The 15471-nt window shown below is 68.1% G+C and carries 17 protein-coding genes and 1 pseudogene; 12 read left to right on the forward strand and 6 right to left on the reverse strand.

From position 1 onward, the window contains the following. Window positions 1-58: 58 nt before the first annotated feature. The 4 genes from ABZ930_RS27295 to ABZ930_RS27310 all read left to right on the forward strand — a co-directional run bounded on the left by ABZ930_RS27295 (window position 59) and on the right by ABZ930_RS27310 (window position 3306). A complete protein-coding gene (locus tag ABZ930_RS27295) occupies window positions 59-1306 on the forward strand; it encodes an FAD-dependent monooxygenase (RefSeq protein ID WP_361552967.1) in 1248 nt (415 codons plus the stop codon). 86 nt (window positions 1307-1392) lie between these two features. After that, the gene (locus ABZ930_RS27300; RefSeq protein WP_361552970.1) at window positions 1393-1587 is read left to right on the forward strand and encodes a hypothetical protein; all 195 of its coding nucleotides are present in this window, start codon (window positions 1393-1395) and stop codon (window positions 1585-1587) included. A 57-nt stretch (window positions 1588-1644) separates the two neighbouring features. Continuing rightward, window positions 1645-2604: a threonine/serine dehydratase gene (locus ABZ930_RS27305; RefSeq protein WP_361553154.1), complete on the forward strand. Its 960-nt coding sequence runs from the start codon at window positions 1645-1647 to the stop codon at window positions 2602-2604. Between the two features lie 414 nt (window positions 2605-3018). After that, the gene (locus tag ABZ930_RS27310) at window positions 3019-3306 is read left to right on the forward strand and encodes a hypothetical protein (protein WP_361552973.1); all 288 of its coding nucleotides are present in this window, start codon (window positions 3019-3021) and stop codon (window positions 3304-3306) included. A 142-nt stretch (window positions 3307-3448) separates the two neighbouring features. On the opposite strand, the gene ABZ930_RS27315 is transcribed toward ABZ930_RS27310, so the two are convergent. Beyond that, window positions 3449-4294, reverse strand: coding sequence for a DUF3626 domain-containing protein (locus ABZ930_RS27315; protein ID WP_361552976.1), 846 nt, complete (start codon window positions 4292-4294; stop codon window positions 3449-3451). A gap of 384 nt (window positions 4295-4678) precedes the next feature. Here ABZ930_RS27315 and ABZ930_RS27320 point away from each other — a divergent pair, with 384 nt between their 5' ends. The 3 genes from ABZ930_RS27320 (at window position 4679) to ABZ930_RS27330 (ending at window position 6353) form a co-directional block, all read left to right on the forward strand. Further along, window positions 4679-4816, forward strand: coding sequence for a hypothetical protein (locus ABZ930_RS27320; protein WP_361552979.1), 138 nt, complete (start codon window positions 4679-4681; stop codon window positions 4814-4816). A gap of 307 nt (window positions 4817-5123) precedes the next feature. Continuing rightward, on the forward strand, window positions 5124-5459 hold the full coding sequence (locus ABZ930_RS27325) for a cupin domain-containing protein (protein ID WP_361552982.1): 336 nt from the start codon (window positions 5124-5126) through the stop codon (window positions 5457-5459). A gap of 141 nt (window positions 5460-5600) precedes the next feature. Continuing rightward, window positions 5601-6353 carry an alpha/beta hydrolase gene (locus tag ABZ930_RS27330; protein ID WP_361552985.1) on the forward strand — a complete coding sequence of 251 codons (753 nt, stop codon included), beginning with the start codon at window positions 5601-5603 and terminating at the stop codon, window positions 6351-6353. Between the two features lie 107 nt (window positions 6354-6460). On the opposite strand, the pseudogene ABZ930_RS27335 reads toward ABZ930_RS27330, so the two are convergent. The 3 genes and pseudogenes from ABZ930_RS27335 to ABZ930_RS27345 form a co-directional block, all read right to left on the reverse strand. After that, window positions 6461-6616 (reverse strand): annotated as a pseudogene (locus ABZ930_RS27335) (IS5/IS1182 family transposase); the annotation flags it as partial. Between the two features lie 78 nt (window positions 6617-6694). Beyond that, on the reverse strand, window positions 6695-7873 hold the full coding sequence (locus ABZ930_RS27340; protein ID WP_361552988.1) for a cytochrome P450: 1179 nt from the start codon (window positions 7871-7873) through the stop codon (window positions 6695-6697). Window positions 7874-8173: 300 nt separating this feature from the next. Beyond that, window positions 8174-8893 carry a helix-turn-helix domain-containing protein gene (locus ABZ930_RS27345; protein WP_361552991.1) on the reverse strand — a complete coding sequence of 240 codons (720 nt, stop codon included), beginning with the start codon at window positions 8891-8893 and terminating at the stop codon, window positions 8174-8176. A gap of 85 nt (window positions 8894-8978) precedes the next feature. On the opposite strand from ABZ930_RS27345, the gene ABZ930_RS27350 reads away from it, so the two are divergent. Continuing rightward, window positions 8979-9824 (forward strand): SDR family oxidoreductase, encoded by an 846-nt coding sequence (locus ABZ930_RS27350; protein WP_361552994.1) that lies wholly within the window; start codon window positions 8979-8981, stop codon window positions 9822-9824. Between the two features lie 435 nt (window positions 9825-10259). Here the strand turns inward: ABZ930_RS27350 and ABZ930_RS27355 are convergent, their stop codons facing one another. Continuing rightward, window positions 10260-11567, reverse strand: a complete 1308-nt coding sequence (locus ABZ930_RS27355) for an SLC13 family permease (RefSeq protein WP_361552997.1) — start codon at window positions 11565-11567, stop codon at window positions 10260-10262. 19 nt (window positions 11568-11586) lie between these two features. Then, the gene (locus ABZ930_RS27360; RefSeq protein ID WP_361553000.1) at window positions 11587-12768 is read right to left on the reverse strand and encodes a CoA transferase; all 1182 of its coding nucleotides are present in this window, start codon (window positions 12766-12768) and stop codon (window positions 11587-11589) included. A gap of 131 nt (window positions 12769-12899) precedes the next feature. Between ABZ930_RS27360 and ABZ930_RS27365 the strand changes: the two genes are divergently transcribed. From ABZ930_RS27365 to ABZ930_RS27380, 4 genes are all read left to right on the forward strand, one after another. Further along, window positions 12900-13799: a LysR family transcriptional regulator gene (locus ABZ930_RS27365; protein WP_361553003.1), complete on the forward strand. Its 900-nt coding sequence runs from the start codon at window positions 12900-12902 to the stop codon at window positions 13797-13799. A gap of 165 nt (window positions 13800-13964) precedes the next feature. After that, window positions 13965-14267, forward strand: a complete 303-nt coding sequence (locus ABZ930_RS27370; RefSeq protein WP_361553006.1) for a hypothetical protein — start codon at window positions 13965-13967, stop codon at window positions 14265-14267. Between the two features lie 61 nt (window positions 14268-14328). Then, window positions 14329-14703, forward strand: a complete 375-nt coding sequence (locus ABZ930_RS27375) for a hypothetical protein (protein ID WP_361553009.1) — start codon at window positions 14329-14331, stop codon at window positions 14701-14703. A 268-nt stretch (window positions 14704-14971) separates the two neighbouring features. After that, window positions 14972-15397: a pyridoxamine 5'-phosphate oxidase family protein gene (locus ABZ930_RS27380; protein ID WP_361553012.1), complete on the forward strand. Its 426-nt coding sequence runs from the start codon at window positions 14972-14974 to the stop codon at window positions 15395-15397. The last annotated feature ends 74 nt before the right edge of the window (window positions 15398-15471 follow it).

Here is a 15471-nt window from a genome sequence, read left to right on the forward strand (position 1 = left end):
TCGGTGATAGAAGAATCTGGAAAGGAATCAATCACCGATAGATTTTGGGACGGTCGTCATGACGGACAGGAGCACGAAGCGCGCTCTGCGGATTCTGATAGCCGGTGGCGGCATCACCGGACAGGCCCTGGCCTTCTGGCTGACCCGCGGCGGTCACCAGGTGACGGTCGTCGAACGCTTCCCGGCGCTGCGCTCCTCGGGAGCCCAGGTCGACCTGCGCGGGCAGGGCATCGAGGCAGTCGAACGCATGGGGCTGCTGGACACCGTGCGCGGTCGACTGGTGGACGAGGCGGGCGTCGCGTTCGTCGACTCCCGCGGCAAGCCGAAGGCGACGATCATGGCGAACACCTCCGGCAAGGGCCGCCAGACCCTCACCTCGGAGTACGAGATCATGCGCGGCGACCTGGTCCGCATCCTCCACGAGGCGACCAAGGACGACACCGAGTACGTCTTCGGCAAGAGCGTCGACGGCTTCGACCAGGACGATCACCACGTCACCGTCCACTTCTCGGACGGGGCCTCCGGCGCGTACGACCTGCTGATCGGCGCCGACGGGCAGGGCTCGCGCACCCGTCGGGCGCTGCTGCCGGAGGGATTCGACCCGTACTGGCGCGTGGGCATCCACATGGCCTACTGGTTCGTGCCGCGCATCGCCTCCGACAGCAACATCCGCGACACCTACATGGCCCCGGGCGGCCGCCAGATCATGCGGCGCAGCCACAACGCGACCGAGACGCAGGTGTACTTCGCGATGCGCGAGGAGTCGGCGGAGGCGTCCGCGATCCACCGCGCGCCCGTCGAGGAACAGCGGAAGTTCTGGGCCGCCCGGTTCCGTGACGCCGGCTGGCAGACCGACCGCTTCATCGAGGGCATGACGGACAGCCCGTTCTTCTACTCCCAGGAAATCGCCCAGGTACGCACCGGCACCTGGTCCAAGGGCCGCGTGGTCCTGGCAGGCGACGCCGCGCACTGCGCCTCGCCCTACAGCGGAATGGGCATCTCCGGCGGACTCGTCGGCGCCTACGTACTGGCCAGCGAGCTCAACCGGCACGGCGACAACCTACCCACCGCCCTGGCCGACTACGACCGTGTCCTGCGGCCCTTCGTCAACGAGATACAGGCCGCGGTCAACCCCCGCCTGCTGCGCGTGGGCATGCCCCTGAACAAGCACGCCATCAGCGCTTTCCAGAACGCCACCGCTCTCGCCTGCTTTTTCCGCATCCCCGAGCTGGTCGCACGGTTCTCCAAGGAGGACCGCGGCGGCGACTGGCGGCTCCCGGCCTACGCCGACGCTCACACCCTCTGAGCCGCTCGCGCCGGACGTACTTTGACGGCCCATCCTGGCCTGAGACGATCAGCAAGGCCGTACGACTGAACACAGAGGGGAAGAACATGATTGGCCTGTTGCTGCTCGGCGTCTTGGTGCTCACCATCGGTGGGTGCGTATGTGTGGTGTGGGCGGAGCGCGGTGGGCCCCGCTGGGTCCGCGGCGTAGCGACCGTCACTCTCGCCGCGGGCGAAATGGTGCGTCACTCCCAGAAACACCGACGCCGGAGCTCCAACTCCACCAGCAGCGGCGATGACTAGGAACGGCCAAGGCCGCCCGGCAACCAGCCAGGAGATGACGCGTTGGAGGCGCATGTGCTGATCACTGTCGAGGACGTCGAAGCCGCGGCCGAGCGGATCGCAGGACATGTCATACGGACCCCGACGGTGCCGAGCCCCGGGCTGTCCGAGCTCCTGGGCGCACATGTCACCGCGAAACTGGAACTGCTGCAGCGCACCGGCTCCTTCAAGGCACGCGGCGCGACGGCGAAGCTGCTCACGCTCAGCGAGGCCGAACGGGCCGCCGGCGTCGTCACGGTGAGCGGCGGCAACCACGGCATCGCGGTCGCGGTCATGGCCGGCGCGCTGGACATCAAAGCGACCGTCGTCATGCCACGGTCCGCCCCCGGCCGCGCCGTGGACCTCGCCGAGGCCGCCGGGGCGAGCGTCACCCTCGCAGACACGATGGACGGCGCGTTCGCCCTCGTGGACGAACTCCGGAGCAAGGGGCTCACCCTGGTCCATCCCTTCGACGACCCCGTCGTCATCGCCGGCCAGGGCACGGTCGGCCTGGAGTTCGCGGAGGACGCCGGAGAGCTCACCGACGTACTCGTCAGCATCGGCGGCGGTGGGCTGATCTCCGGTGTCGCCGCCGCGCTGCACGCGCGTCGTCCCGGCGTACGGGTCTGGGGCGTGGAGACCGAAGGCGCGCGAGCCATGTCGGCGGCCCTGGCCTCTGGAGGGCCGGTGCCGGTCGAACTGTCCTCGATCGTCTCGACATTGAGCGCGCCCAGTGCCTCGCAGCTCACCTACGAGCACGTCTCCGCGCTGGTCACCGATGTCCTGACGGTGACGGACGCCGAGGCGGTTCAGGGCACCCTCGACCTGGCAGACCATGCGAAGGTCTGGGCCGAGCCCGCCGCCGGATGTCTGCTGCCCGCAGCACGCCGGGTGCTGCGGCACGTCGGTGAGGGAGCCAGGCTCGGCCTGGTGATCTGCGGCGGCAATGCGACGACCGCCGATGCGGCAGCCTGGGCCGAGAGGTTCCGGCTGCGCTGACCGCACAAGCTCCAGCGGCCACCCAACCAGGAAGCGGACCTCGCGCGCATCGGCCGATGGATCGCGGATGAGGAGCGACGCCAAGCCGAGCAGGCCTACGGCGACGCGCACCGGTCACCCGCCTCGGACTGGCTCATGGGCCCAGCCGGAAGCCGCCCGCCACCTGCTGATCGCGCCCATCCTCGTGCCGAGGGCATCGAGATCGATCCGTCGCTGTGGGGTGCGTTTGTCGGCGCGGCGTCGTGTGTCGGCGAGTCACATACCCCACGCGACGGGCATGCTCTCCGCGTCCTGCTCGGCTCCGTCGAGTGGCAGGTGCAGGCGCGCGCCGAGTGCCCTCCATTGGGTGGGTATGTCCCGTCTTGTGTGTGGCAATCCACAAACCCACCTGTATCGGTTCCTAGGGTCTGGCAGATGATCGTCGTGTTTGAGGACCACCGTGGGTACGTTGCCGTCCACCATGGCTGGGACGGCTCCATCGAGGGGAGAACCGCGCTCACTGCAGTGGCCGGGCTCTACGACCTTCTGGCATCCGCCAGAGACGATGGCACCTCGCATCTCCTCGCCACCGCTTCAGGGATGCCGGCCACGGCGGCGGACATCGAGCAGGCACTCGAGGAGATTGAAGAGTACGCACAGGCCAAGGGGCTTGACCTGTCGCAGCGTGAGGAACCGCGTAGGTGCGGTTCTGTCGGCGCGTGAGTGCCGAGAGCTCTGGGCATCGCGTGCGAGAGACCGGGGACGACAGCCGCGACCGCACGATCGCTGACGTCGTCGTGTTCCACGAGGCGCAGGCAGCCTGCGCCTCGCTTCAACGAACACCACCCAGGTACCAATCGCTCGGTCAGCAGGTGGTGCGCACTCCGAAGCGTGCCAGGCAGTGCCAGACCTTCTTGAGGTCCTGGTGGTCGTACCGTCCGGTGCGAGCGGCGTCCCCGATGACTTTGGGGTTGAGCAGGCCGTCGACGGCGATCTCAGCACCCAGGTCGACGTATCGCTGGCCTCGGTAGCTTGCGTGCCGCCGTAGTTCAGCGACGCTGAGCAGGAATCCTGGGTGCCACTCGACGGGGCAGGGGAGGCGACGGGCCGCGAATTCGGTCTCTGTTCCGCGATAGCTGGGGTCCAGCACCAGCGCCTCGACGTCGCAGCCGAACCTGACAGGGCCGTGAATCTGTGCCTCGATGTGCCAGTCCAGGGCGTCCAATTCGCCCGCCTGGGCCAGTTCGATCAGTGAGCAGCGGTGGGCTGTGCCGAAGTCGGAAGGCTCGGTGGAACTGTCGGGATAACAGAACGTAGTGCGTCCGAGGGCCTCGGCGTTGAGTCTGAAGTACGAGGAGCCGAACCGCGGTGCACCACCGACCGGATCCCTGCGGTAGTTCAGCGCACCGTACACGGGGCGCTGGTCAGCCGGCGCTTCGTCGTACGCCCCACCGAAGATGCGGCTCTCCCAACGCCACCGGTCTCCATCAGGATGAGCGGTGAGACCACCGTTGCTCGTTCCTGTCACGAACTGCGACCGATAGACACCGTCTTCCGTCATCCGGCCCAGGATCTGACGATCCCCTGAGGGGCGATCGGGATGAAAGTGCATCGTCACCCGGAGGTCTCCAGCGAGCGGCTCTCCTCCACATGAAGCCGCGACATGCTGCAGCGCCTTCTGCTGAAGCGATACGACCATGTCAGCGCCCATGCAGGGAGTGTGCACGGATAGCACTGCCCCACGCACCTCAGTTTGTGGGCCACCGGCGGTCGTGCCCGCAGCCGTCGATCCCTTGGTCGCCCCGGGCACGGGGCTGGTGGGCGCCGGGGGCGTGACTCACTCACCGGCCGAGGACGCCGAGGACGGTGAACGCCCCTGAGGCGAAGGAAGTGTCGACCGTCTGGGGCTTGTCCGTTCGATCACCGTCTCGTCTGCCCCGGGACATGGATGGTCCGGCCTGGGCGGGGCCCTGCTGAGCAGGCCATGCCAGGTCTTACGGTCACTCCGTGAGTGATACTCCGACGCATTGGGCGGTGCGCTCGTTCTCGGAGGCCAACCCCCGCCGGCCCGGGCTGCGATAGCGTTCCAGCCCTCTTGCGGCGACTGGCGGATGCCATCGAGGCGTTGGGTCCCGCCGAGATCCAGGACGTGGTGATCGAGTCGGAGATGACCGAGCACGGTCCCTGGAGCTCGGGGACCGTCTACTTCCACCTGCCCGAAGACGACGAGTGATCCTCGCCGCCGGCAACCGCAACGACGTCACCCAGCACCTGCCGCTGGTCGACACCAGCCCTTCCGTGCGCAACCCGGAGGGATCCCACCGACACGATCGTCGTCGGCAAGGTTCACGCGGGAGCCTTTGAGATGCGCGAAGACGGCCACACGGTGTGCCGGTTCGGCGCCGAGACCTGTTCGTCGCCCGCGGGTCGTGCGTGTCCCTCTCGTCGGCCGGTGACCGACTGCCCGTTTCGGGTACCCACGGAGAACTCGTAGCAGGATCAGGGGTGTTGGGCCCTGGCCGCAGGACTAGGCTCCCGCCATGGAGATCATCAAGGGTGCGGGTGTGTGGGTGCACCCTGGAGAAGCGGGCAATGACTGGTTCGAGCAGCTGCGGACAGCGGACATGTCGGTGGGGACGTACTGCATCCCCGCCGGTGGGCATGACGCGCAGAGCCCACACACGGAGGACGAGATCTATGTTGTTACCGCCGGGCATGCCAAGATCACGTCGCCGGGACGGGCGGACGAGGTCGGTCCTGGAACGGTGATTTTCGTGCCAGCGGGCGAAGAGCATCGGTTCACGGAAGTGACCGAGGACCTGGTGGTGCTCGTGGTGTTCGGGCCGGCGTTCGGTTCACGCGCGCCGAAGTCCTAGCGGCCAGGATTTCCGCTCGGCGCAAGATGGCCTGCAGGCGCAGCCCGTCCGGCACCGGCACCGGCTTCGTCTCCTGCGGCCACTGAGACCAGGGAGGCGGTCTCTGCAACATCGCGTTACGAGCTCCTAGGATCAGCGCCCATGAACGACTACACAACCGTGAGCTACGCGGAGATCCCCGGCTTTCGTCCCCTGTTGCTCGACCTTCGGGTGCCGCCGGGTGAGGGGCCGTTTCCGCTGGTGGTGTGGATCCACGGAGGTGCCTTCCTCTTCGGCGACCGAAGATTCCTTCCCGATACTGTGCCTGCGGGCTCGGTTTTCGACGCGCTCATCAAGGCGGACATCGCCGTGGCCACGATCGACTACAGGTTTTCGGGGGAGGCGCCGTTCCCTGCCCAGCTCGACGACGTCAAAGCAGCACTCAGCCATCTTCGAGCCCACGCTGAGGAGTTCGACCTCGATGCCGACCGCATAGGGCTGTGGGGCGAGTCAGCCGGCGGCCACCTCGCGGCACTGGCCGGGCTCACCGACGGCGGCATCTCCGCCGTGGTCGCCTGGTATCCGCTTACCGACCTCAGGATCCTCGATCCGCACAATCCCGAGACACCGATGGCGAAACTCATCGGCGGGCCGCCCGCGGAGTTGCCCGAGCTCGCCACGCAGGCCAGCCCCGTCACTTATGTCTCGCCCTCCGGTCCGCCCTTCCTGCTCATTCACGGCACCGCCGACGAGCAGCTTCCGCACAGCCAGAGCGAGGCATTGCACCAGCTGCTGGTCGCAGCGGGCGTGAGCTCGACATTCCTCCCGGTCGAAGGGGCAGGCCACACCTTCACGGGCCACGATGACATCGCCGGCCTGATCGAGATCTCGGTGGCATTCCTCGCACACATCTGATCCGAGCCGCTGAGTGCGAGAGTGGGCGGCTGAGTTGATCGTGATGCGGTCCCATGAGTTCGCCCGGGTCCGGCCTCCCCGCCCTGGTGGAGCCCGGGTTCAGACCGTAAGCCGATGTGCGGCGCAAAAGGGATGCGGCACAGCACCTGACGGTTCGGCAGCGGCTTCCGTCCAGAGTGCCGAAAGCGGCGTTCCCCGCGAGGCAGCAACGGCTCGATTCGCTCCCACAGGTCATCCGACAGGATCCATGGCGAAGCCCCCACACCCGGCCATCACCCAACTCCCGGCGCAGAGAGGGCCGTTCCCGCGCTGCGACTGCCGCGTCACCGCCGGTCCGTGCGTTACGACGCCGGGGTGACCGTCACTTCCAGGCGGTCGAGACCGCGCAAGCCGTTGTTGATCATCGGCCGGTGGTCGACGATGTCGAAGCGGGCGACCCGGTCGGCGAGCCTTTCCAGCAGCGCGCTCATCTCCAGGCGGGCGAGGTGCATCCCCACGCACACGTGCTCGCCCCGCCCGAAGGCAAGGTGGTCGGAAGGGCGGCGGGTGATGTCGAAGCGGGTTGGGTGCTGGTAGTGGCGCTCGTCGCGGTTGGCTGAGGCGTAGAGCAGCGCGACCCGCGAGCCGGCGGTCAGCGGGACTCCGCCGATCTCGTGATCGTCGGTGAGCACCCGGCTGAACTGGGGCACCGGGGTCTCCAGCCGCAGCGACTCGTTGATCGCGTGCGGGATCAACGAGCGATCCTCGCGCAACAGCTCCCACTGGTCAGGGTTCTGGGCGAACAGCGCGACCGCGCCGGCGATCGCGAGGATGGTCGTGTCCAGGCTGGGAGTGACGTAGTCGAGCATCATCACCGGGCATTTGTCGCGCGGGATCTCGCCGCGGTCGGCGGCCTCGTAGAGCTGCGCGGCCCAGCCGTCGGGGTCGATCTTTCCGGGCACGGCGTCGTTCATGGCGAAGGCCATGAATTCCTCGACGGCGGGTCCCGCCGCGGCCGCGCGGTCGTCGGCCGGGCCCTGGGTGTTCCAGATGCTCGCGGCCCACTCCAGCATCTTCTCCCGTCCGCGACCGGGGAGGCCGACCAGGTCCGACACCACGGTCATGGGCAGATACTCCGCGAGTTCGGTGACCACCTCGAACCGGCCCTGCCCGACGACCCGTTCGACGACCCGGTCGGCCTCGGCCTCGATCCGCGGTGTCACCTCGCGCATCCGGTCCGGGCGCAGTGGCCGTCCCAGCACCGAACGCATCGCAGTGTGCTCGGGCGGATCGCTGCACAGCGTGATCCCCTCCAGCTGAGCGTTCACGTCGGGGTCCACGAACACCCCGCGCGCCGACGAGAACGTCCGCCAGTCCATCAGCGCGGTGCGTACCTCGTCGTAGCGGGGTAACGCGTACATGTCGTAGCGGGACAGGTGCACCACGGGCCCGAGCGCACGGAGTTCGGCATAGATGTCGTAGGGATCGGTGCGCGCTGATGCGGTGTAGAGATCGACGTTGCTGACGGGTATGTGGGACAACGTTTCTCCAAGGAGAGAAGGGAGCCCGGGAGAACCTCTCCCGCGGCGGGATTCCTTCGCTTCGGCGGGAACTACGTCGGTGCTTCGAAGAGGAACGAGATGAACTCCCCGGTGTCGTCTGTTCGTTGCCGCCCGTTGAGGGAGCATCTGGTGCCGTGGTGTGTGCGATCTCGCAGGGTCCACGGTACGTGACCACGGTGAGGCCGGGTCGATCCGAGCGGCGGTCGGTGCTGTCCTGCTCCTGGGCGGACGGTGTGCCCGCCTACGGGACGACGTGTCCGGGGCGGCCGGGGTGCAGGTTCACGCTGAATCTGCGATGCGGTCGAGCCATTCGACCAGCAGGAGGCGTTCGGGCGCGCTGAGCACGTCCAGGTGGGGTGCGTGGGCGCGGAGGGCGACGGCCGAAGTGAGGGGCCCGTCGGGTGTCCGGGCGGGGGCGTCGGTCAGGATGCGGCTGAAGACGGCGTCCATCATCGCCTCTCCCAATGCAGGGTCCCGGTGCTCCGGTGCGGTTGCCAGCAGGGTTTGAATGGTTCCGACGCCGGCCGCCTGGATGAGGTCGACGGCGTGCGGTTCGGGGACCCGGAGTCGTCCGGCCGCCGCGAGTCGGCGCACGCGTGTCTCAAGGATCTGCTTTCCCTTGCGGGCGGCAGGGGAGTCGCGTACGCGTTCGGGGTCGCTCAGCAGTCGGAAGATCGCCGGGTTGGCCAGGCCGAACTCGATCTGCTTGTGCCAGCTCGCGCGCAGGTCTTCCACCGGGTCCACGTCGGTCGCCGCGGCGGTCGCGACGCTCGCGGCCTTGTCCGAGACGAACGTCGCCATGACGTGCTCGGCCACCGCCTCCAGCAGGCCGTCCTTGTCGCCGAACAGGCGGTAGATGGTCGGGGCCTGTACGCCGGCGCGCTCGGCGACGCCGCGGGTGGTCACCGCTCCGGGTCCCTTCTCGCGCAGCAGCGCAGCAGCGGCGTCGACGATCGCCGCCCGTGTGTCCGTCCGGCTGGTTCGTGCCGCATCACCCATGAATCAAAGATAACAGCTGTTTGCTATCGCCGATATCTAGGGTTACCGTGACGATGATTCCAGCGATAACGACAGGAGCGAATCAATGATAATCGTGACCGGTGCGACCGGAGCCCTCAACGGCGCAACCGTCGACCACCTCGTCGAACGCCTCCCCGCGAGCGAGATCGCGGTCGTGGCACGCGACACGGCGAAGGCGGAGCGCTTCGCCCGGCAGGGAATCGAGGTCAGGTACGGCGACTACGCAGCCCCGGACTCCCTGCCCGAGGCATTCGCGGGCGCCGATCAGCTGCTGCTCGTCTCCTCCAACGACCCGACCGCGGATGCCACCGCTTTGCACCGCGCGGCTGTCCAGGCCGCCGTCGAGGCGGGCGCGAAGCGAATCCTCTACACCAGCCACCAGGCCGCCGCACCGGACAACCCGTTCACGCCGGGGAGGGACCATTTCGCCACCGAACAGTTCCTGGCCGCCTCCGGCACGCCGTGGACGTCACTTCGCAACGGTTTCTACGCCCACAGCCTTCTGTGGCTCGCCGGGCCATGGCGCGAGACGGGCGTCATCGCCGTGCCCGGCGACGGACCGGTGTCCTGGACCGCCCGCAGCGACGCCGCCGAGGCGGCCGCACTGATCCTCGCTTCTCCCGGCGCCCACGACGGCCCGGTGACCCTGACCGCACCCGAGGCGCCGACCTTCGCCGAAGTCGCCGACATCGCCTCCGAAGTCGCCGGACGCACCATCCGCTACCAGCAGATGGACGAGAGCGACTGGATCGAAGCACAGAGCGCCGCCGGACAGCCCGAGCACATGAGCCATTTCCTGCTGGGCTTCTACCGGGCCGCGCAGGCCGGCTTCTTCTCGGGTACCGACCCCCTCCTCGGTGAACTCCTCGGCCGCCGCCCGTCCACCGCACGCGAAGCCCTGGCCGCCTGAAGCCGCTCTACAGCCTCGAAGACTTCTGCTGTGCCCGTGGACAGTGCTCACCGCACAGCGCTCAGATGTGGAGTGCCGGAGCCCCCTTTGTGTCGGGAGTCGTCAGTCCGCGTCCGGGCGGGCGATGTTCACACCGGTCATACCTCGTGATTGCTACGGTCTGTCGGGAGGCCGGTTGCCCCCGTATAAAAGCAGAACCGGGGCAGTGGAGCCGGCCTCACCAAGCCACCCCGCCCGCTCTCGCATCCCCCGTCGAGAGCGGGCGGGGCTGTTTCCGTGAGGAGGGCGGCAGACGGCGAGGAGTGCGAAGAAGCGGTAACAGCGAGGGACGACACCCCGACAAGGCAGACGGGCCCTCACCCTGATCGTGTGACGAGCTCCTACCCAGATTTCTCGGAACCGCCGAGCGGCTGACGTCATCCTGCGGTGCGGCTGTCACCACCACCCGAAGGCGAAGCAGGCCAGCGCGGGACCTGCGACCACGGACACGAGGCCGCAGGTCAGCAGTTGGCGGAAGAGCCGGGTGCGGTCTTCGGCGCGGGCGGCGCCGAGGATCAGGCCGCCAGTGATGCCCAGGGGGTTGATGTCGACCAGGACGGAAGCCAAGGCGACCGCCAGGACGGCGCCGACGGGAGAAGCACCGTCGGCCACCACCGCAGGGACCAGCGGCATCGTGGTGGCGAAGACAGCGATGGAACTCGCGGCGAAGGACGTGACACCTGCGATGTAGCACAGGACGAGCAGGCTCAGCATCGGCGATCCCTCCACCTGCAGCAGCTCGCTGATCCGAGTGAAGGCGCCCAGCTCCTCCATCAGACCTACGTACGTGAGCAGACCCCCGATGAGCAGCACGATGTTCCACGGGATCCGGGAAATGATCTCAGCCGGCTCGAGTCGCAGGCCCAGCTGCTGCACGACCGCGGCGGTGATCCCGAGGTAGCCGATGTTGATGTCGAAGCCGACCGACAGCACCACCACGGCCAGCAGGCAAGCAAGCGTGAGGAGCCGGGCCGCGGCCGGTGAGGGCTTCCGCCCGGTGGGCTCCTCGGACGTCGGCTCGGCGGCCGGGCCCGCGTCGACAGGCGCGGATGCGGTCGCCGCCGGTGTCTCGACCGGCGTGAGGTGACCTCGAGGCATGGCCCCGGTGCGGAATGCGACGACGAGACACACCGTCGATACGGCGAGGCCCGCCAGCAGTCCACCGAGGAAGAAGCCGACCGGGGCGGAGCCGGGAAGTTCAAGCCCCAGCTTCGTGCCGAGTCGGTTCGCGCTGGTGCCGTAGACGGCGAGCGGCGAGAGAAGACCACTGATGATGCCGGTGATACCGAGAATGGCTGCGATGAACGGAGGTATTCCGTACCGCGCGGCGATGCCGAGCGCGATCGGCGCGACGATCGCGGTGGCCGCGGCCGGGAGAGTACCGACTGCCGTCAGCACGGCGCCGATCAGGAACGGGACCAGGGCCACCAACAGCGCTCGTCCGCCCACGAGGCGGAGCATGCCGTCGAGCAGCCAGTCGAGCGTGCCGTTGATCTGCGCGACGGCGAACAACGCGGTGATACCGACGAGCAGGACGAAGAAGTCGCTGGGGAAGAACGCCGTCACCTCGTCCGCGCTGCGGTGCGCGGCGAGGCCGACCAGGAAAGCGGCCGGAAGGGCCGCGAGTCCGATGTTGAACCGCGGAACCAGGGTCGCGAGGAAGAGGGCGACGAGTACGACGATGGAGACGTCGGCCATGGACATGTGCGAGTGCCTTCCTGGCTCAGATGACGCCGCGGTCGGCGAGGGCGTCGATGGTTTCCCCGGTGACGCCGAGATCCTTGAGGACGGCGCGCGTGTGCTCGCCCAGACGCGGTGCGCTGGGGCCGATCGTCTGCTCGAACCCGGAGAAGCGTCCGGCTGATCCCTGCACCAGACGGGTGCGGCCGTCGTGCGCATCGGTCACCTCGACCACCGAACCTCGGGCGCGTACATGAGGATCGGCGCAGATGTCGGCGGCCGTGTTGACCGGTCCGCAGGCCACGCCTGCCGCGTCCAACAGCTCGGTCAGGGGGCGGAGGTCGTGGGAGGCGACGAAGGCGGACACCCGGCCTTCGATCTCCGCGCGGTGCTCGATCCGGGCGGTCATCGAGTCGTAGGCCGCCAGATCAGGCGCGTCCATGGCGGCGATGAGCCTGCGCCACATCTGCTCGGTCGACGCGGGGAGCGCCAGCCAACGACCGTCGCGCGTACGGTAGAGGTTGTTGGGGCTGATGTGAGGGTTCTCGTTGCCCTGGCGGTCACGGACCGTTCCGGTCGCGCCGTAGTCGACGATGAAGTCCTCCATCATCCGCAGGAGCGGCTCGTACAGACCGATGTCGGCGAGCTGGGGCTCGCCGGTCAGGTCCCGTTGACGCAGGGCGAGCATCGCGGCGAAGGCGGCGTAGATCCCTGTGACGCCGTCGGCGACCGGATAGCCCGCGAACACCGGTGGGCCGTCGGAGAACCCCGTGCGGTGGGTCAGTCCCGCGAAGGCCTCGGCGACACGGGCGAATCCGGGACGGTCCGCGTACGGGCCGGTGCGCCCGTACGCGCTCACGTGCACCATGACGAGATCGGGCCGATGGGCCACGAGGTCGTCGAAGTCGATGGCGAACCGGCGCAGGGTCGCCGGACGGAAGTTGGTCACCACGACATCAGCCGTCGCGACGAGCCGCCCGACGAGTGCCGCGGCCTCCGGGTGGTGCAGATCGACCGTCACGCTCGACTTGTTGCGGCCGATGACAGCCCAGCCGGCCGACACCCCGTCCTCGAGCGGTGGATAGCTGCGCGCGGGATCCCCGGTTCCGGGCTGCTCGACCTTGATGACCTCGGCGCCGAACTCGGCGAGCAGAGAGGAGGCGAGGGGACCGGCGAGCACGGTCGAGATGTCCAGAACACGCACACCGTTGAGAGGCCCAGACACGAAAATTCCTTTCACAGGCAACCGGCACGTCACATCCGTTCGTGACCCGCGCCACGATGTCGCGCGCCCATCGCCGCGGGAAGATGCCGATCACTGGACCCGGTGAAAGGTATTGGCTATAACGTCTGTCCATGCGAGTCGAACGTGCCCGGTACTTTCTCGCCGCGCTCCGCACAGGGTCTCTGCGCTCGGCGGCGGCGGCCTGCGGCGTAAGCCAGCCCACCATCGGACAGCAACTCACCATGCTGGAAGAGGAACTCGACGCCGTCCTGCTGACCCGGAGCCGGGGAGGTGTGCGTGCGACGTCGGCGGGGGAGGCGCTGATCGGCCCGTTCACGCGGCTCGTGGCGGCCGAGGACGCGGTGCGCGAGGCGGCCCTGGCCTCCAATGGGACCTACCAGGGGCGGGTGTCCATCGGCGGCGGATCGGTGACCGTCGAGACGATCGTCGCTCCGGTCGTGGGCCGGCTCGTCGCGGACCACCCGGGCTTGCGGTTCTCCGTGCACGAAGGGCCGTCCGCGGACGTCGAACGAGCGGTGCTCAGCGGCGATCTCGACCTCGGCGTGGTCACCACCCCGGACGGGCCCCCGCCAAGCGGGCTCACGCGGCGTCGGCTCATGACCGCGCCACTCGGCGTCCAGACCCGTCTCGACCACCCACTCGCCCACCAGCGCGCGGTCACATGGGACGAGCTCGGCAAGTGGCCGGTCGTCACCATGAGACCCGGAACCGTTCTGCACCAGCGACTGCGCCAACACCTTCCGAACGCCGAGGCGAGGGTCGAGGCGATGTCGGCCCGCTCGGTTCAGACCATGGTCGCGCAAGGGGCCGGGGTCGGACTCCTCGCCGCCTTCAACACCCGCGAATCCATCGCGGACTTGGTGTGGCTGCCCCTCATGGACGCAGCGCCGGTCGAGATCAGCCAGGTCCAGCGCACGGACAGCCAGCCGTCACGCCCCTCCACGATCGTGCGACGCCTGATCAGCGCTCGCGCCGAGGAACTGCAGGGTGCCGGGACGTCTCGGCTCTGACGCGGCCCTTGCCGAGGGCTGCAACGCCATCGCACCGTGGGCCGGCGACACTCGTCACCTCCAGTGCCACCACAGGAAACGGCACGCGGCGCCGGTCGCTGGTGCTTGTCTCCGGTGAGCGTGCGGCCGGCGTCTGCGCCATCCAGGAACCGGAGCGAGGGCCGCGTGGTGACAACGGCCGACAAGGGCGGGTTGAGGTGGAAAGCGCCGAACGGGCATACCGTCAAGGCGAGGAACAGTCAGGCTGCATCAAAACTGGCCCCCATCGGATTCAGCGAAGGCGGATCGGTCTTCACGTCTCAGGTGTTTCACCAGGACGTGGCGGTCTTCGACATAGCCGCGACAGACAAGGGCGGCACGCTCATCTATGTCGACGGCACCGATACCCCCCACCGCTGGAAGATCCCCGCGAACGACGCGGCCGGGATCTCGGCCCGGTTGTGCATGGATGAACGCCCCGAGCGCTGACTGCGGTCAGCGGCAAGGGATTTCGGTTGAGATCGATACCCCGACCAGCGACACTCGCGCGATGAACAACAGCGCATCGTCTGAAGCGATCGAGCGAGGGTGGGACGAGCCCTGGTATCGGGTCCGCATGGAGGGCTTCGAGGCGTCGTTCCTGCCCAGCGACGGCGAGGACTTGGACGAGGTCTGCAATGTCGATGTCTTCGTGTCTCTGAAGGATGGATCTTGTTGGACCGCGACCGTGTTCACTGTCGCGGAAGTCGAGCGCCTGATGAAACTCTGGGCAGGGACCGACGAGGCCCTCGGGGGCCGGTACTTCTGGGTCTCGGACGGCCTGATCATCAGGGAGCCCGGCATCGACAACATGGCCGCGGTGATTGCCGGACTGATCGAGAACGGCGAGTTCTCCGAGATCTTTCAGCGGGTGAGCAACAACTGATGAAGCGCTCGGGCGGCGGCAGCGACGTGGGCAATCAGGCCAGGCCTGGGGCCGTTGACTGAGGTCACTTCGCAGTGATGAAGGAGGCGGTCGTCGAGGGCAGCCGACTCGCTCCGGGTTCTGCCCGCAGCGAGTCGGACCGGCACGGCAGCGCCAGGGATTCGGACACGGCGCAATAAGACCGTCGATGGGAGCCCTGTGCGAGATGCTGGACCGAATCGCCTGGCGTCGTGACCGCAGCGGCATTCACCTTCGAAGGAGCAGTTCCATGGCCCTCACCCGCGAAGAGCGTGAGCAATTCCTCGCCGAGCCGCACATCGCGGCGCTGGCCGTCGACGCAGGGGAGGGAAGGGCGCCGTTGACCGTGCCGATCTGGTACCAGTACGCGCCGGGCGGCGACATCTGGATCCACACCGGCAAGGGCTCACGCAAGCATGAACTCATCGCGAAGGCGGGCCGGTTCACGCTCATGGTCGACCGTGTCGAACCGTCCGTCCGCTACGTGTCCGTCGAGGGCCCGGTGGTCTCCACGGTCCCCGCCGTCCGCGCGCATCTGACGGAGATGGCCTCGCGCTATCTGCCGCCCGAGAAGGTCGACGGCTACGTCGAGTTCGCCGAGGCGAACCACGGCGAAGCGGTCATCATCACGCTCCGCCCGGAGCACTGGGTCTCTTCCGACCTCGGCAACGTCTGACCCACGCCCATCGCGTCGACACGACACTCTGGCTGCATGCTGCCCATGCCCTGGACGGACAGCGCCTCGAAGGT

The sequence above is a fragment of the Streptomyces sp. NPDC046716 genome, assembly GCF_040645755.1.
Taxonomy (GTDB): domain Bacteria; phylum Actinomycetota; class Actinomycetes; order Streptomycetales; family Streptomycetaceae; genus Streptomyces.